At 61.8% G+C, this 22,958-nt stretch carries 14 protein-coding genes and 3 pseudogenes; 9 read left to right on the forward strand and 8 right to left on the reverse strand.

The features are described from left to right. Positions 1-52: 52 nt before the first annotated feature. On the reverse strand, positions 53-1,330 hold the full coding sequence (locus DVK03_RS18505; RefSeq protein ID WP_115803476.1) for an orc1/cdc6 family replication initiation protein: 1,278 nt from the start codon (positions 1,328-1,330) through the stop codon (positions 53-55). A gap of 1,171 nt (positions 1,331-2,501) precedes the next feature. Then, positions 2,502-2,941 (reverse strand): annotated as a pseudogene (locus DVK03_RS20560) (hypothetical protein). A 541-nt stretch (positions 2,942-3,482) separates the two neighbouring features. Here DVK03_RS20560 and DVK03_RS18515 point away from each other — a divergent pair. Beyond that, positions 3,483-3,564 (forward strand): annotated as a pseudogene (locus DVK03_RS18515) (IS6 family transposase); the annotation flags it as partial. 105 nt (positions 3,565-3,669) lie between these two features. On the opposite strand, the gene DVK03_RS18520 reads toward DVK03_RS18515, so the two are convergent. After that, positions 3,670-4,431 (reverse strand): winged helix-turn-helix domain-containing protein, encoded by a 762-nt coding sequence (locus DVK03_RS18520; RefSeq protein WP_233509332.1) that lies wholly within the window; start codon positions 4,429-4,431, stop codon positions 3,670-3,672. A gap of 295 nt (positions 4,432-4,726) precedes the next feature. Between DVK03_RS18520 and DVK03_RS18525 the strand changes: the two genes are divergently transcribed. Then, the gene (locus tag DVK03_RS18525; RefSeq protein ID WP_233509331.1) at positions 4,727-7,711 is read left to right on the forward strand and encodes a GLUG motif-containing protein; all 2,985 of its coding nucleotides are present in this window, start codon (positions 4,727-4,729) and stop codon (positions 7,709-7,711) included. A 59-nt stretch (positions 7,712-7,770) separates the two neighbouring features. On the opposite strand, the pseudogene DVK03_RS18530 reads toward DVK03_RS18525, so the two are convergent. From DVK03_RS18530 to dgoD, 3 genes and pseudogenes are all read right to left on the reverse strand, one after another. Then, positions 7,771-8,447, reverse strand: a pseudogene (locus tag DVK03_RS18530) (IS6 family transposase). Positions 8,448-9,227: 780 nt separating this feature from the next. Then, entirely contained in the window at positions 9,228-9,995 is a 768-nt protein-coding gene (locus DVK03_RS18535; RefSeq protein WP_004043181.1) for an IclR family transcriptional regulator, read from the reverse strand. 66 nt (positions 9,996-10,061) lie between these two features. After that, on the reverse strand, positions 10,062-11,213 hold the full coding sequence (gene dgoD / locus DVK03_RS18540) for a galactonate dehydratase (RefSeq protein WP_115803478.1): 1,152 nt from the start codon (positions 11,211-11,213) through the stop codon (positions 10,062-10,064). 146 nt (positions 11,214-11,359) lie between these two features. Between dgoD and DVK03_RS18545 the strand changes: the two genes are divergently transcribed. From DVK03_RS18545 to DVK03_RS18575, 7 genes are all read left to right on the forward strand, one after another. Continuing rightward, positions 11,360-12,703, forward strand: coding sequence for a class II aldolase/adducin family protein (locus DVK03_RS18545; protein ID WP_115803479.1), 1,344 nt, complete (start codon positions 11,360-11,362; stop codon positions 12,701-12,703). A gap of 194 nt (positions 12,704-12,897) precedes the next feature. Continuing rightward, positions 12,898-14,589 (forward strand): anaerobic glycerol-3-phosphate dehydrogenase subunit GlpA, encoded by a 1,692-nt coding sequence (glpA, locus tag DVK03_RS18550; RefSeq protein ID WP_115803480.1) that lies wholly within the window; start codon positions 12,898-12,900, stop codon positions 14,587-14,589. Beyond that, the gene (glpB, locus tag DVK03_RS18555; protein ID WP_115803481.1) at positions 14,579-15,937 is read left to right on the forward strand and encodes a glycerol-3-phosphate dehydrogenase subunit GlpB; all 1,359 of its coding nucleotides are present in this window, start codon (positions 14,579-14,581) and stop codon (positions 15,935-15,937) included. Before glpA ends, glpB begins: the two co-directional genes overlap by 11 nt. A 62-nt stretch (positions 15,938-15,999) precedes the next feature. Beyond that, positions 16,000-17,436: an anaerobic glycerol-3-phosphate dehydrogenase subunit C gene (locus DVK03_RS18560; RefSeq protein WP_115803482.1), complete on the forward strand. Its 1,437-nt coding sequence runs from the start codon at positions 16,000-16,002 to the stop codon at positions 17,434-17,436. Positions 17,437-17,503: 67 nt separating this feature from the next. Next, the gene (locus DVK03_RS18565; protein ID WP_013035085.1) at positions 17,504-17,947 is read left to right on the forward strand and encodes a heme-binding protein; all 444 of its coding nucleotides are present in this window, start codon (positions 17,504-17,506) and stop codon (positions 17,945-17,947) included. Between the two features lie 240 nt (positions 17,948-18,187). Continuing rightward, positions 18,188-18,901: a ThuA domain-containing protein gene (locus DVK03_RS18570; RefSeq protein WP_115803483.1), complete on the forward strand. Its 714-nt coding sequence runs from the start codon at positions 18,188-18,190 to the stop codon at positions 18,899-18,901. Positions 18,902-19,038: 137 nt separating this feature from the next. Next, the gene (locus DVK03_RS18575) at positions 19,039-19,842 is read left to right on the forward strand and encodes an inositol monophosphatase (protein ID WP_115803484.1); all 804 of its coding nucleotides are present in this window, start codon (positions 19,039-19,041) and stop codon (positions 19,840-19,842) included. Positions 19,843-19,976: 134 nt separating this feature from the next. Here DVK03_RS18575 and DVK03_RS18580 read toward each other — a convergent pair whose 3' ends face one another. Then, positions 19,977-21,056 carry a hypothetical protein gene (locus DVK03_RS18580; RefSeq protein ID WP_115803485.1) on the reverse strand — a complete coding sequence of 360 codons (1,080 nt, stop codon included), beginning with the start codon at positions 21,054-21,056 and terminating at the stop codon, positions 19,977-19,979. Beyond that, positions 21,049-22,641: an FGGY-family carbohydrate kinase gene (locus tag DVK03_RS18585; protein ID WP_115803486.1), complete on the reverse strand. Its 1,593-nt coding sequence runs from the start codon at positions 22,639-22,641 to the stop codon at positions 21,049-21,051. Before DVK03_RS18585 ends, DVK03_RS18580 begins: the two co-directional genes overlap by 8 nt. Positions 22,642-22,958 lie beyond the last annotated feature (317 nt).

Raw genomic sequence — 22,958 nt, forward strand, 5'->3', positions numbered from 1 at the left:
AAGTCAGAACTTACACTCGTGACCAGGGGTGTGTAGTCGGGGAAAACGGAGATTACGCGAGATCTTCCAGTCGGCTATCACGGAGCACAGATTTCAGCACAATACCAGTATCCTGAACCAGTCGATGCTCAAGGTAGCTCCCTTCTCCCCGTCCACCGCCAGTTCGGGTCGATTCCACCACGCCGAGGAACGCCTGCTCCTTCAGCAGTTCATAGACGCGGTGTTCGCTCAGAACCTTCGCATCGACCGTCTCAGCAGTGTTCTGGTAGCGCTTGTAAATACGGCTTGTCGAGAATTCGTCTTCGTTCGAGCTCTCCTCGGTCAACAATGCAAGTGAGTAGAGAATGAACTTGACCTGAGTCGTCGATCCACGAAGTAACTCCTCGAATCGGTCAACCTCTGCCCATTCTTGAGCATCGCGAACGTGCTCTGCGACGACCTGGTCAGCGTTTTCTCGCTCAGCGAGTTCGCCCGCGTGTCGGAGAATCTCGATCGCCTTCCTGGCGTCGCCATGTTCCTGTGCGGCGAGTGCCGCAGTTAGCGGGATGACGTCGTCAGAGAGAACGTCGTCGTGGAACGCGTCACGGCGGTGCTTCATTATCCCACGGAGTTGATTCGCGTCGTAGGGCTGGAAGACGAACTCTTCTTCACGAAGACTTGACTTGACACGCTCGTTCAACTGGTCTCGATACTCGATTTTGTTACTCACCGCGATAACACCCAGGTGACAATCGGCTTTCCCAGATTCACGGGCTCGTGAGAGCTGCATCAGAATATCGTCGTCGTTGAGACGATCAACCTCGTCGAGAATGATGATAACAGCATCGTAGGCGAGATTCAATATCTCCCAGAGGTAGTCGTAATATTCTCCACTGCCAATCCCCGCACGTGGGACGTCGAAGTCAGTTTTTTCGGTCTTATTGAGCTCCCGTGTCACTGTTCGGGCAACACGGGTCTGAGTATTGTGCTGTGCACAGTCGACGTAGACAGTCCCGACCGAAACCCCATTTGACTCTGCGGCTCGACGGGCACGTTCTGTGACATGGCGAGCAACCAGCGACTTGCCCGTCCCTGTCTTGCCGTAGATCATGACGTTGTTAGGCGGGTCATTTTGAACGATCGGCCTGAGTTCAGCAGCGATGTCTTTGATTTCTTCGTCACGGCCGACGATTCGGGCACTTTCCGGGACGTGACCAACCTTCAGGAGTTCCTTGCGAGTGAAAATGTCGACCCGGTCGGGATCGTCTCCATCGATATTGAACAGCGGATCCTCAGCCGGGTCTTCGTACCGGTCGTTGAAGTCAGAGAGTTGCGACGGGTCATCAGCCATCGATACCAGATACCGCGCAACCTGGCTACTTAATTATTCTCCCACCTCGACAAGAGTGTAAATCAGCCCATGACTAGGACCTACTGCCTAGAGCGTCCAATGTCAGTCGGTAAAAGAGACGAGGTAATCCAGAGTGAAAGGCGTCCTTCCCGTGCAAGTGATTTGGACGATGAAACACCCCTCACCAAGACTGTATAGCGGACAGAAACCAATATTTGACCACCCCTCGTCCCGAGTGAATTACCACTAATCTTCCACTGGGCTCGAAAATGCACACCCCCCATCAAGAGTATAACTCAATCAGAGCAAAGACGTCAAACATTGAGCAGACACAAAGACGTCTGACGCACGGCATACACCCCTCGTCCAGAGTGAAAACAGTCGCGAGGTTCGTTATTCGGTTGAACAGAAGTTCGAGGAGATGCTTCCTGTTTTCAGTCGTAGCCATCGACACAAAACACAGCTGTTGACCTGTATTCTGCACCAATCTTGAGGGTGTCGAGAGTTTGGGGTATCGAGAGAATAATCACATAAAAGTCACGACGTAAAGACACCCACCCACCCCTCGTCCAGAGTGAAACAGCACGAGAAGATCCGGGTAGCAAGATGAGAATTGCACGACTGTATCGCCTGCAAACGACACGAATCACAGGAAGAGAGACGGAAACACACGCATCGAGCTTCCGGGGAATCAACCAGAACGCACACCCATCAGAATTCTTAGTATTATCTAGAAGATTTATATCTTATTGGTTCGAATAGCCCACTAACTGTATTCTCCACAACAAAAGAGACGAATTAGTATTCGTCTGGATCTCGTGAAGAACTACTCATCTGCTTTCCTCTTATTTCGCCGTCAATCTCAGTCTTAACGACTCTCTCCGTGGGTTCGTCCGTGTTCTGTCTTTTCGACCTCTGTTTCTTGTGGATAACACCCCTCACCCTTTCAATCGTTTTCACTCTTGACGAGGGGTGTGTGTTCCCACAATTTTCTCCTTCCGGTTCAGAAATTCGAGTCAAACTCTCGATTCCTTAACCAACAAAAATCTCCGAGCTTGTGATTCTGTTGGTTAACGTCTGAATCAATCACAAAATGTCGATTGGCCACCGTTATCGAGTCGAAAGTGAAGTTGTGACCTGATATAGATTCGACACTCCGTGAATCAGTGATTCACTGATTGGCGTCTTGCTTTGCGAGTCCCGAATCTTCTCTTTCGTTTCCTCTTGGTGTTCGCCAAACGCCACCTCGAAGATCCCACGATAGAAGTGTTTGTTCTTCTCCAGCGTGACACCCTCGCGTTTCAGCTGCTTTTTCAGGCGAGTAAATGTAATCTCGATATCCTCGCTCTGCTCCGGTTCTACGTATATCGTGGCTGAGTCTCAGTCCTCACGGATATTCTACGGCTCGTCGTCTGTCTCTCTCGCTTCACTTGCGGACGATTCGGTGGTACCCGCGGTCGAGCCCTGTTGCTGGTTCGACTGGTTACCCGTGGCCTTCCCTGACCCTCGAGTTTCTGCTTCTGTTTTTGACGACGTCGCTGCAGTTTCCTCTTCGGCCTTAGTGTTCTCATCGTCCCCTTCGTCTGATGGATTCTCGAACCGCTCAACCATTCCTCGTGGCATACTTACGCCTCCACTTGAGCCTTGTCGAATGCCCGCTCCATCGTCTTTGCAACTTCTAGGAAGAGGTCACGCTCTCTAGCGGCAGTGAATGAAGTGACTGAGAGTGGAAACTGTTCTTCCCCTGCAGATGGTTTCGATGGTGACACACCCCTCGTCCAGACTGTAAATCGGCTGGCTTTCCGTGACCTCTCCCGAACTGACAAGATCAGACGCTAACGGGTTGCTTACCGAGATTGAAGACTGCTATGTCGGCAGTATCGAGACAGCAGAGTGTATGAGATTGTTACCGCGCTGTGCTAGTGAAATCGAGGAGACACCCAGAAGGCGTTCGATCAGTCCGGACCGTTCCGTCACATCCGCAATCTGACTGCGTTCGACACGGCACTATGGAATGTCCAATAGGCTATCTTTCTTCGAGGAGAGCATCCCGCCGTTTACGGCGGGAGTGAATCCGACACTTCCTACGCAGTCCACCGTCGATGGCAGGCTGGATATTCCACGCCAATCCGTAGGATTAACTAAATCTCCCATACAATTTGTGCAATACTACAATTTTCAGAGACCGCATCAAGCGCTCGATGGGAACACCGATTGAGGAGGTCACTAACTAGACAGTGCCCTATTGAGCAATGAAAATCACACATTCAGAATTATACCAATACGGAGCGAGAAGGTTATTCACCGTGGGTTTCGGTGGTGGCGCCGCCGTGGCCCACTTAGCTTAGTCGCTCGCCGCGCTCACGGTGGGTTTCGAAGACGTCGCAAGCCCAGTCGACGGCTGCAGAGCTGTCGGTCATGGCGACGGCCGCCAGCGTCCCCCGGTCGGTGTCGAACCCTGTGAGCACGAGCGTGTCGTCGTACAACGAGAGGTCAACCACGTCCTCGGTGACGTAGACGGAAGCGTTGTCGTGGGCTCGTACTGTTTCATGCAGCTCGCCGTGTTGGCATTCGAGGCGTTCTAGGACCGCCTGCGGGAGAGCCCACTCGAAGTCAACGCCTCCCTCAACGCAGTCAACGGTCCGAGCGAGCGTCACCGGTGAGCCGAAACTCGTTGCAGCCCCGTAGATTCGCTCGTCGACATCGCTGATGACGGATTCGAGGCGTTGCTCAATGGCATAGGGTGACTCAGGGTCGACTGCCATCACCGTCGCGTCGGCGAAAAGATGGAGGTTTTCGGTGAGGACGGACGGCGAGAGGTGTTCGAGCAGCGGCTTCAGTCGGTCTGCCGCCGCCAGCGAGCGCTCGAAACGTTCGGCAGCGTCGAGAACAGCCGTTCCCGCGCCAGTCGTCCGGTACCCTCGGTTGGTCCGTTTGAGCAGTCCCTCGTCGACCAGCGCGGAGGTCTGGCGGTAGACGGTCGCTCTTGACACGTCAAGTTCAGTCTCTAATGTCGACCGGTCGACCGACCGAGCACGGGCCACAGCCAATAGTGGCTGGTGGTTCAACAGTCGGGTGGGATCACGACTGTAGCGATTCATACGACTATCATGAGGCTATGAATGATACGTATTTCGTCTCCTCCAATATATCACGCCACGCAGTCGGAGTGTCGGCGTCACCGTCACACAGCTGTGGTTGCGGTTCTTGTTGTCTGAATGACTGATGTCTCATGCCGTGAAACACCGTCTCAGCCAATGACTATACTTGCGGTTGAATTCGTACTGAATATATGAATAAAACCGCATTACGGGCGACCGTGGACCGCGATCGACGCAACCGAAGGTTGGACGGAGTAAGTGTCTGATGGGTGCGAGGGTCAGTCGGTGGCTACTCGTGGTAATAACACTCCTCGTCGTTTCCTTGGGTGTCGGTGTCACCGCCTTTTCGGGGGTGGCAGCCGCCGATATGCCGGACACATCGCAGTGTAGCGCCGTTTCATGGACCAATCAGACCATCTCGGGGCAAACGTACTACGAGGTCGATACGCTGGACAAACTCCAGTGTATCGATGACAAGGGACTGGGGAATAACTACGTTCTAACCCGAGATATCAACGCGAGCGAGACATCGACGTGGGACAGCAACAATGGGTTTGACCCGATCGGGGACAAAAACAACGAGTTTACGGGCACCTTCGATGGCGACGACCACACGATTTCCGGCCTGACTATCAACCGAGGAAGGACATACTCCGTTGGCCTGTTTAGTGAGGTTGCGTCGGGAGGAACGATCACCAACATCGGTCTCGAGGGTGGATCCGTCACCGGCGCGAGAAGAACCGGACAGCTCGCCGGGTATAACGATGGGACCGTCGAGAACTCTCACGTCACTGGTGAGGTTACCGGGACTTATCGAGTTGGCGGCCTAGTCGGCCGTAACGATGGGACGGTTCGTCGCTCCTACGCGATTGGAGAACCGACTCGTGGAAGCGATTGGTTTGGCGGACTGGTCGGTTTCAACCAGGGGACGGTCAATCGCTCCTTCGCTGCAAGAGCCGTCGACGGAGGGGGAGGCAGCACGTCTGCTGGCGGACTGGTCGGCGTCTCCACGGGAACGATAGCGGATTCCTACGCTACTGGCACGGTTACTGCGAGCTGGTACGCCGGTGGAGTACTCGGGTCGTTCCAAGCGGACCCTGGAGGAACGGTTCAGCGTTCGTACGCCACTGGGTCTCTCAGTATCGACGACGAGACGCAGGGGATTGGTGGCCTCGTCGGTGGCTCCGCTGTTGAACCGACTACCGTGGAGCAGGCTTACTGGGACGTAGGAACGACGAACGAGGACAGTGTGAGTACGGGAGATGGGTGGGAGCCGATAACCTTCACCGACGTCAGCGGCTTCGGAGCGACGGCCGACACCGCTCCCGCTCCCGAGATGCAGGGGGCGAGTGCGGAGACGAACATGACCGGTCTCGACTTCACCAACACGTGGGGAATGGTCGAACGCGAGGATACGGACGCGGCGATGGACGGTTATCCGATACTGCGGGGAATCGACCGGACGGAACAGCTTCAAGCGCAGGGTATTGCAAAGCCAGTCGTCGAGTCTATTACCCGGAATGACCCAGACGTTCAGGCAACCACCGCCGAACGCGTGAACCTCACCGTGACATTCTCGGAGCCGGTCACCGGCGTGGACGCTGACGATTTCACGCTTGCAACGACTGGTACTGCGACAACAGCCAATGGAGACGACGACATCTCGGTTACCGGTGCTGACAGCCGGTACATCGTCACCGTCGACACCGTCTCGGGCACGGGCGACCTCGGAGTCGACCTCGTCGACGACGACAGTATTACCGACGCCGACGGTAACGCGCTGGTCGAATCCGGAGCAGCCGGGAGTACCGACGGGAGCTATACGGGCGGCGAGTCGTTCACCGTCGACAACACAGGGCCGACGTTCACCACTAGTGAGAACTGGGCCGTCGCGGAAAACACCGTCATTGTAGCCGACGTGAACGCTACCGACGGAAACGGCAACGATACCAACATCACCTACTCGCTTGTCGGTGGGGTAGATCGATCAGCATTCAGCACCAACGCAACCACCGGCACCCTCTCGTTCGACAGCGCACCGGACTTCGAGAACGCGACCGATGCCGACGGGGACAACGAGTACGTGGTCGACGTGCAGGCGGCTGATGAGTTCGGCATCAACACCACCGAGACAATCACCGTTACCGTGATCGATGCTGCCGAACCCCGGATCGCACCCGACAACAGCTCACAAACAACTCGCGAGGACACCGTGCTTTCCATCGCCGACGGCGAGAGCGTCAACCTCATACAACTAGGGACCGCTACCAGCGCTGGCGACTCACTGACGGCGGTCAACGGCACGATGTTCAGCGGCGGTAGAGTCCTCACCCTCGGCTCGGGGGCGAACCTCACCGTCTATGGGAACGGAAGTTGGACGTACGACCCGAACGGGCAGTTCGAGTCCCTTGAGGATGGGGAAAATACGACAGACAACTTTACCTACACTGTTTCGGATGTCGACGGTGATACTGCACGTGGGACGATTACGGTAACGATCATCGGCGTTGACGAACCAACGCCCCATGATTTGGGGTCATCTTCGTCGTCCAGTAATGATCCCGAAGTTCGTGTAACCGCCGGAGATAAGGGAGAGGGTACGTGGCGCGTCGACGTCTCGGACCCCTCGACTGACGAACCAGTCGAGATCCTACTCAGCGACACCAGTTCTGACGATACCGAACGCAATCTGTCACTCACCGGCCTGCAGATGAATATCGACGACGATTCGGATTTCGAACTCGACATCACGACCAGTGACGCCGGAAGTGGCGAAACCGAGCCGTCGTTTACCTCTGGGACGGAAGCGCAGTCGATGGGGACGATTACCGTCGACCATACGATTGCCGACGAGGATATCGAAGACGTGATATTCACCGTTAGTCTCCGCAAGTCACAGTTCGCCGACTCGGGCCTCAATTCCGACTCCGTCGCGCTTTACCGCGCCGAGACGACTCAGTGGAATCGACTACCAACCACTATCGTTGAGGAGACTGATGCGCGGTATACGCTGGAAGCCACATCGCCAGGACTGTCGACGTTCGTAATCGGATCGACTCCAGTTGCAAACACGACCGACACGACAATCACAACTGACGAGTCAGCCGCGACAACCGAATCGGACATAACGGACACGATAGACACAACTGACGAGCCAGCCACGACGGCTAGTGACTCACCGGGATTCGGCGTTGTACTTACAGTAATCGCTATGTTGGTTGGTACATTCGTCGTTCGACGAGCTAGGTGCCGGTCGAAACAGGAGTCTGACTCACCGTGAGGCCGGTGGTTTGTTGTTCCTAACTTAGGTTGTGGACTCAATCTGAGCCAGGGCACTGTCTAGTTAACCTCCTGAGCTGGCGTTCTTCCGTCGAGCGACTGATGCGGTCGCTGAAAATTACAGTAATGGATGAAAACTGCAAGCCATTGGCGGACGCTCAGCCGACTTCCACCCATGAATTGTGGAAACGGTCAACTCTCATTTTGAATGTGTGAAACCATTTTTCAATCAGGTTTCGGTCTGTGTAATCAACCCGACTGTTCAACCCTAATCGAGAGCAGGAAGTCTGATATCCGAAGGAATCAGCCAGAAACACCGCCTCTGAACCGTCGTGTTTCTTACAGACTCCGTGGAGAAACGCAACCGCCGGATCGGTTCCATGACGCTTGAACAGCGCAACGTCAAGCATCACTTTTATGTCGAAGTATATTGCAGCGTACAACCAAGACCACTCACCGTTGATTTTGATAGCAGTCTCGTCGACCGCAACCCGCTTCGGTTTCGCCTCAGGCGGGTTGTGATAACTGTCAGCAAGCCGATGTACCCACTGCCAAACAGCTTGGAGAGAGCGTTCAATGCCGAGATATCGAAGAATCTGTTTTGTCTTTCTGAGTGAACAACCAGTCGTGTGGAGCTGGACGGCGAGCGCCCTGACGAGTATCGCCGTCCGCTCACGCTCCCACGTTTCTTCTAAATCTGTCGCAAAGTACTCACTGAGCAGGTCTGCGGGCTTCATCCCAAACATACTCAACGACCTGCTCGTGCCTCAAACTGGCTTAACTAGACTTCCTGTTGATTGAGTATCTGAATAAGTCATATAATTCACACATCTCCATTCATTCTACGATATACAGTAGTTTCATTCAATCTCTCTAAAATTAGTGGCTCACAAAACTGAACACTCTTATGACTCTCTTGGCGGTAAGTAGAGTTGTGGCCCACACGGGTAGACCCTCTTCTTGACTGGCGACCTAATGACCGTTCGCTCCACGCCTCGTAACAGTTGATGAGGTGGTCCTCAATTACACATGTAATTCTGTAATTTATAACGTTACAGCGGTGCGTCTGTCATGTATGGACGATCTACGAGTCGCACACCGACTCAAAGCGACACCGCCCTCGTGATTGTACGTTCCATTTTTGATATGAACATCCAGTTGAGGGTCCTCCCACCCAGTCGTCGGGGCGACTGTCTGGTGCCGGGGCTGAGACCGTGCGCTTACCACCTCCGATCGAGGTATGAACAAATGATACAGTCACTAATCCTTATCGTATCGCTACTGTGCGGCATGAGACGGATGTCTTGACCGTCGGTGAAGACACGTAATGACACAGGCACGACAGTAATGGGTGTCCCAACGTAGTATTCGGATATAGTGAACACAATTCGAAGGGGACGAGTCGTCCACTAATGCTCCGTGTGGGGTGCGAACTCGCTCGGTGGTCGAAGCTGCTATCGGACGAAGAGAGAACAGAAGTAGGCGTTGAGCGGCCGCGAGGCACGGAGCGCCGCGACTCAGACCGACTCGCGGAGCGCCTTCCGAATCTGGTTAGCGGAACTGATGATGAGTCCGGGCACGTCCTGTTGGAAACGCTTTCCGGACATGCTCTCCGAGGAACTCAACACGAATATCGACCCGACCCGACCGTCCTCGGGGTCGACGACGCCAGCGGCGAGACCGCGGAGGTCGGTCTGCCACTCCTCGCGGTCCGACAAGAGGCCGCGAGTCTCCGCGGTGTCGAGTTCCTTACGGAGTGCGGCCGCGCTCGTAATCGTCTGGTCCGTGTGGCGGTCAAGTGACGTCGCATCGACGGCGTCGCGGCGGTCGTCCGCCGGGAGTTGTGCGAGCATCGCCTTCCCCGGGGCCGTGCAGTAGAGTGGGACCGTCTGTCCTTCGGTCACGGGCGGGGCCTCAACGTTCTGGCCGGTCCGCTCGTAGATGCAGACGCCCCGTCCGCGCTCGAATACGGTGAGGCCCGCGGCGAGTCCCGAAATCCGCGCGAGTCGGTCGACCTCCGACTTCCCGACCCCGTAGAAGGGGGCTTCGGACCGGACCGAACAGCCGAGTTCGAAAAACCGAAGACTGCGTCGATACCGTTGGTTCTCCTTGACGACGAACCCCAGTTGTCGGAGCGTTTCGAGATGGTTGTGCACCGAACTCTTCGAGAGGCCGACCTCCGTCTCGACCTCGGTCAGGTTGGCGTCGCCGAGTTTCGAGAGCGCGTCCAGCACGCGCCCGCTCGTCGTCGTCGCCTTCACCGGTGGGTCTCCGCGCTCGTTCATGGCCAAACGAAGAACGGAGTTTACCATAAAAGTATTCACTATCGCCGAATCGGCCGCGTCGGTGGTTCACCACTCGGCGACGCTCCCGTCCTCATGGTACCATATCGGGCTCTGCCAGTCGACGCGGGACTGCGCGTGCTCGCGGACGGCCTCCTCATCTATCTTCACGCCGAGGCCGGGGGCGTCGGGAGCGGAGACGAAGCCGTCGTCGAACCCGAAGACGGCGGGGTCGTCGAGGTACCCGAGGAGGTCGTTCCCGTCGGCGCGGTGGATTTCGAGGTTCTGCGCCTGTGCGATGGCGTTCGGGAGCACCATATCGAGGTGGAGACAGGAGGCGAACGAAATCGGCCCCAGCGGGCAGTGAAGCGAGACGAGCACATCTTTCGCCTCGGCCGCCGTGGCTATCTTGCGGACCTCCGAGATACCCCCGGCGTGGGACGGGGAGGGCTGAAGCACGTCGATGGCGTCGAGTTCCAGCGTCCGCTCGAAGTCCCAGCGGGAGTACAGGCGTTCGCCGGTCGCGAGAGGGACCTTGGTTCGGTTCTCGATGCGCGGTAGAGAGCGCGCGTGTTCAGGAAGGACAGGCTCCTCGTAGAACATCGGATCGAGCGGGTCGAGTTCGTCGGCGACCCATTTCGCCATCCCGGTCGTGATGCGCCCACGGAAGTCGACGACGATGTCCACGTCGTCCCCGACCTCGGATCGGACGGCTTCGAGGCGCTCGCGGACCCGGGCCACCGCGGCCGGGGAGTCGATGCGGTCTAACTGCGAGACGGCGGAGAGCTTCAGGCAGTCGTAGCCGCGGTCGACCTCCTCGGCCGCGGCGCGCGCGATGGCCTCGGGCGTCTCGCCGCCGACCCACTGGTAGACCCGAATCCGGTCGCGGGCCTTTCCGCCGAGGAGGTCGTAGACGGGTGCGCCGTAGTGTTTCCCCTTGATGTCCCACAGCGCTTGGTCGATACCGCCGATAGCGCTCATGAGAATCGGGCCGCCGCGGAAGTGCCGCCCGCGGTACATAGCCTGCCAGTGGCGCTCGATTTCGAGGGGGTCAGTCCCGAGGAGGTAGTTGTCGACCATCTCCTCGACGGCGGCCTTCGTCGTCTTCGCGTAGCCCTCCACGATTGGCTCCCCCCAGCCGCAGACGCCCGCGTCGGTTTCGAGCTTGAGGAAGACCCACCGGGGCGGGACTTCGAACAGTTCGTACCCGGTTATTTCCATGGGCGAACCGACGATCCGCGGTCGTAAAGTAGTTTGTCCGACTGCGGCGGCCCGCCCGCGACGAACGCCGAGAAAAACACGGGTCGCGTCGGACCGTCGCTGTTGCAACCCCTAGAATTATCACCCCCCATCTGGATAGAACAATCATGACGGTGAACGAGCCTCAGCGTCTAGTCAGTACGCTCGGCAAGCGCATGCTGGCAGACGGCCTCACGAAAGGAACCGGCGGAAACATCAGCGTCAGGGCGGACGACGGAACTGTCGCCATCAGCCCCTCGGGGATGCCCTACGAAGAAATCGAACCCGAAGACGTACCGATACTCGACATCGACGGAGAACGAGTCGCCGGCGACCGCAAGCCATCGAGCGAGTTCCGGATGCACACGGACGTGCTCCGCCAGCGCGAGGACGTGGGCGCGGTGGTCCACAACCACTCCCCGTACGCCAGCACTTTCGCCAGTATCGACGAACCAGTCGGCCCCTCGCACTACCTCATCGCGTTCATCGGCGACGAGATTCCCGTGGCGAGTTACGAAACCTACGGGACCGCCGAACTCGCCGACGTGGCGGTGGAGACGTTGGGCGACGACTACAACGCCTGTCTCCTCGAAAACCACGGCGTCCTCGCTACCGGTGCGACCGCCGAGGAGGCGTACGAGGTGGCGCTCATGGTCGAGTACTGTGCCCGCATCCACTACCAGGCGCGCAGCGTCGGCGAGCCCTCGCTGCTCCCCGACGAGGAAATCGACACTCTCCTCGACCGCTTCGCCGACTACGGGCAGACGCAGTCGGCCGACGAGGACGGGCCGGACCCGACCGGGGAGAATCGCGTCCCCGCCGACCGACTATCCGACCTCGCGTCGCACCGCTCGGCGGTCAGCGAGTTCGGCCGTGAGATGCTCCATCAGGGACTGACCGAGGGGACCGGCGGAAACATCAGCGCGCAGGCCGACGACCTCGTCGCCATCAGTCCCTCGGGGATGCCCTACGACGAGATCGAATCCGAGGACGTGCCCGTCGTCACGCTGGACGGCGAGTGGGTCGCCGGCGACCGCAAGCCGTCGAGCGAGGTCCGTATGCATACCGGCATCCTCCGCGAGCGCGAGGACGCGGGCGCGGTGGTCCACAATCACTCCCCGTACGCCAGCACCTTCGCGAGCCTCGGCGAGCCGATTCCGGCCTCGCACTACCTCATCGCCTTTGCCGGCGACGAGATTCCCGTCGCGGGGTACGAGACTTATGGGACGCAGGGACTGGCCGACCTCGCTCTGGAGGCACTGGGCGACGACTACAACGCCTGTCTCCTCGAAAACCACGGCGTCGTCGCCGTCGGCGACTCCGTCGCGGAGGCGTACGAGGTGGCGCTCATGGTCGAGTACTGCGCCCGCATCCACTACCAGGCGCTCAACATCGGCGAGCCCTCGCTACTCCCCGACGAGGAAATCGATACCCTTCTCGACCGCTTCGCCGACTACGGACAGGACCACTAAACGGGCCGTCCTCGGAGCGACCGTCGAGTCGGCACACCGGCGAACCGCCGGTCACGGCTCGGAGCATCGCCGAATCGAGACCCGTGTCACGGAAGGCGCGTGAGCGGTGCCGCCGCCGCGTCCGACCCGCGACCGCGGAAAATTCGGTGAGCACAACAATTATTACGTCGCTACCCATGGTTTTTCATAATTATATGAGCTACTCAGTCGTCGTTATCGGCGGTGGAGCCACCGGTACGGGGACCGCCCGCGACCTCGCGATGCGCGGCTTCGACGTGACGCTCGTGGAGCGGGGGAATCTCACAGAGGGGACGACCGGGCGCACCCACGGCCACCTCCACAGCGGGGCCCGCTACGCGGTGTCGGACAAAGAGAGCGCCGTCGACTGCATGCGGGAAAACCGGGTGCTCCACCGCATCGCGGGCCACTGTATCGAGGACACCGGCGGGCTGTTCGTCCAGTTGGAGGGCGACTCCGACGACTACTTCGAACGGAAGTTGGCCGGGTGTGCGGAGTGCGACATCCCGACCGAGGTCATCTCGGGCGAGGAGGCGAGACGGCGCGAACCCTACCTCACCGACGCGGTCGAGCGCGCCATCTGGGTTCCCGACGGCGCGGTCGACCCGTTCCGCCTCTGCGTGGCGAACGCCGCGAGCGCCGTCGAACACGGCGCGCGCATCGAGACGCACGCGGAAGTCGTCGACCTTGTCGTCGAGGGCGGACGGGTGGCCGGCGTCGAAGTCAAGCGACAGGGGCCGAACCACCACAGCGAGGGCGCGGCGGGCGACACCGAGACGTTCGAGGCGGACTACGTTGTCAGTGCGACCGGCGCGTGGGCGGGACAGTTGGCGGCGATGGCCGGCGTCGACCTCGAAATGGCGATTTCGAAGGGCGCGATGGTCGTCACCAACGTCCGGCAGTTGGACACGGTCATCAACCGCTGTCTCCCGAAGGGCGAGGGCGATACCATCATCCCCCACGAGACGACGGTCCTGCTCGGCGCAAACGACGACCCGGTTGACGACCCAGACGACTACCCCGAAGAGCAGTGGGAAGTGGATATGATGATTGACATCGCCTCCGAGATGGTTCCGGTGGTCGCCGACGCCCGCATGATACGCGCCTACTGGGGCGTCAGACCGCTGTACGACCCGAACCCGAAGTCGACGACCGACCCCGGCGACGTGACGCGGAACTACTTCGTGCTCGACCACGCCGAGCGCGACGGAGTCGCGGGGTTCGCCTCCGTCGTCGGCGGCAAGCTCACCACCTACCGAGAGATGGCGGAGTCCGTCAGCGACCACGTCTGCGAGGTACTGGGCGTCGAGGAACCCTGCCTGACGGACGAGGTTCCGCTCCCCGGGAGCGCCGACCCCTCGGCGCTCGACGAGTACATGGACGAGTTCGACCTGCGCTCACCCATCGCCCGCAGAAGTGGTCAGCGACTCGGTGACAGGGCCCCCGAGGTGCTCGACATCGACGAGCCGAACCCGACGCTTTGCGAGTGCGAGGCAGTCACCCGCGCCGAGGTCAGAGACGCCATCGACCAAGTCGGCGCGGACCTCAACGGGGTCCGCCTCCGAACCCGTGCGTCGATGGGGAACTGTCAGGGCGGCTTCTGTAGCCATCGGCTGGGAGCCGAACTCTATCCCGACCACGGAGCCGAGGTCGCCCGCGACGCCGTCGACGAACTGTATCAGGAGCGCTGGAAGGGTCAGCGTCACGCCCTCTGGGGCGAACAGCTCTCGCAGGCTATGCTCAACGCCATGCTTCACGCGACGACGATGAATCACGACGCGAATCACGTCGCCGGCGACGAGAACATCGAGTACCGCGCCTTCGACGGGGGACGGACCGAAGTTCCGGAGGGCAGCCATGGCGATTGAGAGCGACGTGCTCGTCGTCGGCGGCGGACTCGCCGGGATGGCAAGCGCGGTCGCGGCCGCCCGCGAGGGCGTGACGGTCAGATTGGTCTCCCACAAGAAGACGACGCTTCGACAGGCGTCGGGGCTGGTCGACGCCCTCGGCTACGTGCCGTCGCGGGACTCGGCCGCAGAGGGGGCGGATTACGTCACCCAAGGGCGCGCAGACTTCCGAGCGGTGCGGTCGAACCGGGACGCGTACCAGGGACCGCTCGTCAGACCGACCGACGGATTCGACGACCTCCCGGCGGACCACCCCTACTCGCTCGTCGGCGAGTCCGCCCTGCGGGACGGCCTCGCGCTGTTTGACGACCTCACTGGTGACGCGTATCACGGCGGCCACACGGACCGTAACGCGCTCCTGCCGACGTTCGGCGGCGCGGTGAAGCCGACCGCACGATACCCACGCGCCGCGGCCGCGGGGCTGGCGAGCGACGACCGACCGATGCTCGTCGTTGGCTTCCGGTCGTTCACGGACTTCGACGCCCGCATGCTCGCGGACTCGCTTGAGGCCGCGGGCGTCCCGTTTCCCGTCGCCGGCGTCGAAATCGAGTTCGCCGAGGAGTTCCGGGCGGACGCACCGGTGACGCGAATCGCGAAGGCGCTGGACCACGACGAGCGCCTCGACAGGACTCCGGTGAGGCGGGCGCTCGTGGACGCCGTGAAGCCGTACGTCGACCGCGCGGAGCGCGTGGGATTTCCGGCCGTGCTCGGCGACGACCGAGCCGACGCCGTTCGGGCGGCGCTCTCGGAGCGACTCGGCGTCGACGTGTTCGAGATTCCGATGGGGCCGCCGAGCCTCCCCGGCCTCCGGCTGGAGGACCGACTCTACGACGCGCTCGACGCCGAGGGTGTCCTGTACGAGACCGGAAACCCCGTCGTCGGCTACGAGACCGATGGCGAGTCGGGGCACGTCGATGCGGTGCTCGTTGACCGGAAAGGCCGAGAGGTGCCGTACGCGGCCGACTCGTTCGTCCTCGCGACTGGCGGCCTCGTCGGCAAGGGCCTCGACTCCGACCGGACGGCGGTCAGAGAGCCCGTGTTCGACTGCCGCGTCCCCCAACCGTCGGACCGCTACGACTGGTTCGTCGACGACGCGTTCGGGGCGCATCCCTACGCCCGCTTCGGCGTCGAACCGGACGCTAAGATGCGGCCGCTCGCCGCCGACGGAACACCGGAGTTCGAGAACCTCTTCGCCGCCGGCGCGGTGGTCGGCGGCGCGGACGCCGCCCGGGAGAAGTCCGCTGCGGGCGTCTCTCTCGCCACGGGCGTCGTCGCGGGACGCAACGCCGCGAAGGAACTCGGAGACTGACGGCGAGACGGCCGGCGACACGGACGACCGAACGACAACAGACACGACCCACACACGAGACTATGACAGCGAGCGACGACAGAGACCGAACGACCGAATCGAATCGGACGAACAGCCACGACCAGACGATTGAGAGAGACAGGACGACCAGCGGGGGAAAACAGCGACGAACCGACGGGGAACGACGAGTCACTGACGGCGGGGTCGCGGCCGCGTCAGCCTCCGAGAGCGCCGAGTACGATACCGGCTCGGAACTGACCGACGTGTTCGAGGAGGGCGATCTCGACCTCCGAGCGGGCGCGGACGACTGCTACAAATGCACCGCCTGCGACACGTCCTGCCCGGTCGCCGAGGTGGACGAGGAGTTTCCCGGACCGAAGTTCCAAGGGCCGGAGCAGTGGCGACTCAAGCGCAAAGATGACGCCGACATCGACGACTCCGTCATGTCGTGTTCGAACTGCATGCGCTGTGACTCGGCGTGCCCGTCGAGCGTCCCGCTCAGTCAGATGCACAACGAGGCCCGCGGCGAGTACGTGAGTGAACAGATGAGCACGCTCTCGCGGGAGTACGTCCGCAACCGCATCCTCGCCAACTACCGGACCTCGGCCGCGGTCGCGTCGGCGGTTCCGCGACTCGCGAACTTCGCCATGAACTTCGGCCCGGCGCGCTGGGCGATGGAGAAACTGCTGGGCGTCACCGCCGAACGCGACTTCCCCGAGTTCGCGTCGCAGACGTTCCGGGAGTGGTGGCGCGAACGCGGCGGGGCGTGGGTGGAGAACCCCGAAAAGCGGGTCGCCTACTTCCACGGCTGTTACGCCAACTACAACACGCCGGAGGTGGCGAAGGCGATGGTCCGCGTCTTCGAGCAGTTCGGTTACGAGGTCCTCGTCCCGCCGCAGGGGTGCTCGGGGACGCCGATGTTCGCGAACGGCATGCTCGACGACGCGCGACGACACGCCGAGACGAACGTCGAACACCTCACGGCCGCGCTGGCGGACGGCGCGGACGTCATCGCCTCGTGTACCTCCTGTTCGCTGTCGCTCCGGCAGGAGTATCCCGAGCTGTTCGACATCGACGGTATCGAGGACGTCTCGGACAACACGTTCGAGGCGCTGGAGTACCTCCGCATCCACGAGGACCTGCGGGGCGCGCTGGCCGACGCCGAACTCGACGGGGAGTCGTTCGGCTACCACGGACCGTGCCACGCTCGCAATCAGGGGCTCCACCGGCAGGTCGTCGAACTGTTCCGCGACGTCGACGGCGTCGAAATAGAGGACGTGGGTGACTCCTGTTCCGGCATCTCGGGGACCTACGGCTGGAAGGAAGAGAAGTACGACAAGTCGATGAAAATCGGCGAGGAGATGTTCGACCACATGCGCCACGCCGAGGGCGACGCGGGCATCACCGAGTGTCCCACCTGCGCGATGCAGATGGAACACGGCACGGGCTACGAGATACGCCACCCGCTCGAACTGCTCGAAGACGCGCTCGTCGAGTGACGGCCGGGGGAGAACTCCGACGAAAAATGACCGGATTTATGTGTCCGCGTACGGGCATTACGCATGCATGGTGGAAGCAATCCCGCTAGACGTAGCAACGCAGTTGATCGAAGCGGCCGAGACCCGGGCCGACGAGATCGAGAACCCCATGGTCGTCACGGTCGCCAATAGCGAGGGGAACCTCATCGCGCAGCACCGGATGGACGGCGCGTGGCTCGCCTCCGTCAACATCTCACGTAACAAGGCCTACACGTCCGCCGCTCTCGACATGCCGACGCACGAACTCGCCGAGGCGTCCGAGCCGGGGAACTCGCTGTACGGGCTGGACACGCGAGACGACGGCCGGATGGTCGTCTTCGGCGGCGGCTACCCGCTCGAACGCGACGGCGAAGTCGTCGGCGCTATCGGCGTCTCCGGCGGCGCTGTCACGCAGGACCGCGACGTCGCCGAGGCCGGTGTCGAGCGCTGGACCAAACTCGTCGAAGCGGACGCGGTTCCGAGCGACGACTGAGCCGTTCCGAGGAAACGCGAGCGACTGACGACTGACCGCGGGAGCGACCGGACTCGGAGGTCGACGACGCCGGCGGCGAGACCGCGACCGGTCCGAGCCGTGACCGCGGTTCGAGAACGCTCACGCAGGCACCCACGGGGCGTCTGTCCCGCCTCGCTTTTCGCAACCGCCGCGGCGTCGGTCACCGCCCACATGTCGATATTTCGGTAGTTTTAGACCGGGTGCGCGCGTTGTGGACGTATGGCATCCGTGACCGTATGGAACGAGTACGTACAGGAGCGAACGGACGAGGAAGTCGCCGCGGTCTACCCCGACGGCATCCACGCGGTGCTCGCCGAGGCCCTCGAATCGCGGGGTCACGACGTGCGTGTCGCGACGTTCGACGAACCTGACCACGGCCTCACCGAGGCGGTGCTCGACGACACCGACGCGTTGGTCTGGTGGGGTCACAAGGCCCACGAGGTGGTCGAAGACGCGGTCGTCGAGCGGGTCTGCGAACACGTCTACGACGGCATGGGGTTCGTCCCGTTGCACTCCGCGCACTTCTCGAAGGTGTTCAAGCGACTGATGGGCACGCCCTGTTCGCTCCGGTACCGCGAGTCCGGCGAGCGAGAGCGAGTGTGGGTGGTCGACCCCGGCCACCCCATCGCCGACGGTCTCGACGAGTCTTTTGTCGTCCCGGAGACGGAGATGTACGGCGAACCGTTCGCGGTCCCCGAGCCCGACCGTCTAGTGTTCGCCTCGTGGTTCGAGGGCGGCGAGGTGTTCCGCTCCGGCTGTTGCTACCGGCGCGGTAGCGGTCGGATATTCTACTTCCGCCCCGGCCACGAGACCTATCCGGTGTACGAGGTTCCCGTCGTGCAAGAGGTGCTCGACAACGCGGTCAGATGGGCGGCCGCGGGCGGTGACGAGGCGGTTCCGACGGCGAACCGCGCGGTCGACCCGGTCGAGTGAGCGGCGCGGCCGAGGGTGCTCGGGGCGTTGCGGGACGGGACGAGACAGGATGGAACGAGACGGAACGGGACGAACCGAATTCGGGAAGGGACGACCGCCGTCCGAGGTTTTTTCTCGCCGTGAACGGATAGCCGAGTATGGAGAAGCACTCGCGCGAAGCAGTCGCGGTAGAGGCCGCAGAGACCGGGGCGGAGTACGCCTTCGAACACTTCAGAACGGACTTCGATATCGAACAGAAGGGCGACAAGACCGACCTCGTGACCGAAATCGACCGCGAGACCCAGCGTCGGGTCATCTCGACGATTCGGGAGCGGTTCCCGGACGACGCCGTCGTCGGCGAGGAGGAAGACGAGCGAAAGACCGTGCCGGAATCGGGCTACGCGTGGGTCATCGACCCCATCGACGGGACGCAGAACTTCACCCGCGGGACGAACGCGTGGGTGACGAGCGTCGCCATCGTCGAGGACATGGAACCGCTGGCCGCGGTCAACGTCGCGCCGGCGACGGGCGACACGTACGTCGCGACCGGCGGGGAAATCGAGCGCAACGGACGGCCGATAACCGTGAACGACGAACCCGACATCGAGGCGTTCATCGTCGCCTCGACGCTCCGGTTCGGACCTGAGGACCGCCCCGCGGTCGAGACGCTCGCCGGCGAGATATTCGGCCGGTTCGGAGAACTCCGCCGCATCGGAACCACGCAACTAACGCTCTCGCGGGTCGCTGACGGTTCGATAGATGCGGTCGTTGGCCTCGACGAGCACCCCAACGCGTGGGACACGGTCGCCGGCGTACACCACGTTCGGCGGGCTGGCGGTGTCGTGACGGACATTCACGGAAACGAGTGGTTGCCGGGACGTCCCGGACTGGTCGCGTCGAACGGTCAGGCCCACGAAGAGGTGCTCGAAACGGCGCAGGCGGCGTTCGAAGCGATTCACTGACGTCGAAGCGGTCGTCTATGCGGGAAGCCGTTCGCGGTGTACGGACTGGGAACGGTAGTCTATCGGTGCCTGTCGGTCGGGGTCGGTCAAGTCGTCGTCTCAGTCGAGTCTCGTGGTCTGCGGGTGAGTGTCAGTCACAGCGGCGGCACCCACGAGGTGTGCGGGAAGACGCCGAGTGCCCCGAGGACCGCGACGAGGAACGTCCCGAAGACGATGGCCGCGGCCGGCGGGTCGAAATGCGTGTCGCCGTGTGCGTAGAAGACGCGCTGGAAGAGTTCGCCGAACAGCGCGCAGACGAGGCCCATACCCGCACCGACGAGGACTACCTCGGCGAGCGGCAGCGAGCTCACCGCCGCGCCCTCGGGGGCCATCGCGAAAACCGCCGTGCTCGCGGGGAGGGTGATGTGGTGGGTGACAGGGAAGTGCTCCAAGCCGATGCTCAGGAAGATGAGCGAGACGGCGCTGATGCCGAACCCGAGGTAGACGCTGCCCGTCGCGTACCCGAGGTACGCCCCGAGCACCCCGACGGCGAGTCCGAGCAGGGAGACGTTCAGCCACTTGTACTGCTGCGGCAGCCACGGCTCGACGAGGTACCGGGTCGCCGCCCCGGACTGCGGTTGTCCGCCGTCGGTGGTGGCCTGCGGCGCGTCGCGGGAGCGCTCTTCGACGAACGGGCGCATGTTGAGCCGTCCCTCCGCCGACTGACCGACGAGGTCGTAGCCGAACGCGACGCGGTGGAGCGCCGCCGAGAGGACGACGGCCATCGCGACGGGGTCCCACGGCGCGGCGAACGCGACCATGACCTGCGCCATCAGGTAGCCGGCGATACCGAACAGCCCGCCGACGAGGAGCACGTCCGGTTTCGTGCCGAACGCGTAGTTGATGTTCTTCGCGGGGTGGTAATCGAACTCCGCGTCCATGTACCCTCGCTTGGCGGCGTAGGCGGAGGCGGCGGCCCCCGCGGCGAAGCTGATGTGCGGGCCGAAGACGGGACCGAACGCGACCGACCCGGTGAGGCCGAGCGCGCTCAGTTGCGCCGGGTCGGCGTTCGTGGCCGCGGCGACGGCCTCGGTCGCGAGGTTGCCGGCCTCGCCCGCGATGACGAGGAAGCCGGTGAAGATGAAGGCGGGTTGACCGCCGATTGCGGCGCCGAACGCGCCGCCGGCGAAGGCGGCGACGAGCATACCGAAAGAGAGGAACGACAGGTCAATCATCGTATCCCCCTTTCACCGTGTCCTTGCCGACGACGGTCTTCTTGTTCGGTCTCGCGCCCGCGGACTGCGACATGTAGCGGAGGTCCTCCAACGCCTCGACGCGCTCGTCCCAGACCGCGAACGTCGCCTCGTAGGCATCGGTGTACACGTCGTACCAGCGGCTGTACTGCTGGACCTTCTTCGGCCGCGGTTCGAACGACTGCGCGACGGACGACGTGGTGGACGCGGCGCTGGGGAGGTCGTCGTAGGCACCCGTGCCGACGCCGGCGAGGAGCGCGGCTCCCTTCGCGCCGAACTCGGTTCCCTCCGGGATGATGATGGTCGCGTTCAGGCAGTCGGCGAACATCTGACACCAGAAGTCCGAGTTCGCGCCGCCGCCGCTGAGATACACCTCGTCGGCGTTCTGTGGAAGGTGCGTGAAACAGTCACGCATGGCAAGCGAGATGCCCTCGTAGACCGCGCGGACGAGGTGTGCCTGCGTGTGTTCTTGGTTCAGCCCCATGAATTGCGCTCGCGCGTTGGGGTTGAGGAAGGGGGCACGCTCGCCTGCAGAACTGAGGAACGGGTGGTAGATGAGGCCGTCGGAGCCGACGGGAATCGACTCGACCTCCTCTTCGACGAGGTTGAAACTGCTCTTGTCCATAATCTCCTCGATGGCCCAATCGAGATTCGGCGTGCCGGTCATCGAGGACATGAACTTTGTCCAGAGTCCGCCTTCGACGCCGAGCGTCAGTAGGATACCCGTCTGCTCGTCGTCGTCGGGGGCCTCGTCGAGAACTGTCTGATTCACTGATGTCGTCCCGACGATAGAAGAGCCGTCGCCCGGGTTTGCGGCCCCGCTTCCGAAGGCTGACGCGGCAATATCGATGAAGCCGGAAACGACGGGCGTCCCCTCGGGGAGCCCCGTCTCGACCGCCGCGTTCCGGGTGAGGCCGCCGACGACGTCGGTGCCCGGGACGAGGTCGGGGCGCATCTCGCCGACCTCCGGCATTCCGACGACGTCCAGAACCTCGTCGGAGTACTCGGCGGACTCCGATTCGACGTACGGGAGCGACGCGTCGCTCGGGTCCGTAGTGAGCTCGTCGGTGAGCTTGTACTTCAGCCAGTCCTTGCAGTAGAAGACCGTGTCGGCCTCCTCGTAGCGCTCGGGCTCGTTCTCCTTGAGCCACCGGAGGATGACGAGGCTGCTCCCCGGGAACTGGGTGCCGCCGCAGATGTCGTAGACCCGCTCGGAGACGCCCGACTGCTGCCACGCCTGCACGACGGAACTCGCACGACCGTCGGACCAGAGAATCGCGGGACGGACCGGGTCACCGTCCTCGTCGACGAGCCAACAGCCGTCGCCCTGCCCGGTGACGCCGAGCGCGAGGACCTCGTCGTCGTCGTCCAACTGGTCTTCGACCTCGCTGAGCGTCTGTGCGGTCTTCTTCCACGTCGTCACCATGGACTGTTCCGCCCAGCCGGACTCGGGGCGGTCGACCGCGTTTTCGACGCTGCTCTTGTGTAGCTCCTCGCCGTCGAGCGAGAAGGCGACCGATTTAATTACTGTCGTACCGGCGTCTACGCCGATAATGACTTGCGCCATAATAGACCATTATCATTATCATTCTAATATAGGTTTGGATTGCTGTAGAATTGTGGACGGACGGACGCCGCGTTTAGTCTTTTCCCGGTCGAACTCGGCGTCGACACAGCATTCACTATTTCCGAATCAGCCGTGGGAGCCGGTCGAAACACCCCAACGTAGGGGGTATCGGCGACGAACCCGGACACGGCGATTCGGAACCACCGGGGGAGAGCCAGCGGTTAGCGAGCGACGCGCTTCAGTATGAAGAAACACGCACCGGCCCAGCGGCACCGATGGCGAGCGAGCGAATTACAGAGCTAATCGCGTAATCTTTT

The organism is Haloferax sp. Atlit-109R (genome assembly GCF_003665865.1).
Classification (GTDB): Archaea; Halobacteriota; Halobacteria; order Halobacteriales; family Haloferacaceae; genus Haloferax; species Haloferax volcanii.

Bases quoted from the DNA above. Each gene is read 5' to 3' on its own strand.
- DVK03_RS18505 (WP_115803476.1), bottom strand. From the start codon at position 1,330: ATGGCTGATGACCCGTCGCAACTCTCTGACTTCAACGACCGGTACGAA.
- DVK03_RS18520 (WP_233509332.1), bottom strand. From the start codon at position 4,431: ATGAATCGCTACAGTCGTGATCCCACCCGACTGTTGAACCACCAGCCA.
- DVK03_RS18535 (WP_004043181.1), bottom strand. From the start codon at position 9,995: ATGAACGAGCGCGGAGACCCACCGGTGAAGGCGACGACGACGAGCGGG.
- dgoD (WP_115803478.1), bottom strand. From the start codon at position 11,213: ATGGAAATAACCGGGTACGAACTGTTCGAAGTCCCGCCCCGGTGGGTC.
- DVK03_RS18545 (WP_115803479.1), top strand. From the start codon at position 11,360: ATGACGGTGAACGAGCCTCAGCGTCTAGTCAGTACGCTCGGCAAGCGC.
- glpA (WP_115803480.1), top strand. From the start codon at position 12,898: ATGAGCTACTCAGTCGTCGTTATCGGCGGTGGAGCCACCGGTACGGGG.
- glpB (WP_115803481.1), top strand. From the start codon at position 14,579: ATGGCGATTGAGAGCGACGTGCTCGTCGTCGGCGGCGGACTCGCCGGG.
- DVK03_RS18560 (WP_115803482.1), top strand. From the start codon at position 16,000: ATGACAGCGAGCGACGACAGAGACCGAACGACCGAATCGAATCGGACG.
- DVK03_RS18565 (WP_013035085.1), top strand. From the start codon at position 17,504: ATGGTGGAAGCAATCCCGCTAGACGTAGCAACGCAGTTGATCGAAGCG.
- DVK03_RS18570 (WP_115803483.1), top strand. From the start codon at position 18,188: ATGGCATCCGTGACCGTATGGAACGAGTACGTACAGGAGCGAACGGAC.
- DVK03_RS18575 (WP_115803484.1), top strand. From the start codon at position 19,039: ATGGAGAAGCACTCGCGCGAAGCAGTCGCGGTAGAGGCCGCAGAGACC.
- DVK03_RS18580 (WP_115803485.1), bottom strand. From the start codon at position 21,056: ATGATTGACCTGTCGTTCCTCTCTTTCGGTATGCTCGTCGCCGCCTTC.
- DVK03_RS18585 (WP_115803486.1), bottom strand. From the start codon at position 22,641: ATGGCGCAAGTCATTATCGGCGTAGACGCCGGTACGACAGTAATTAAA.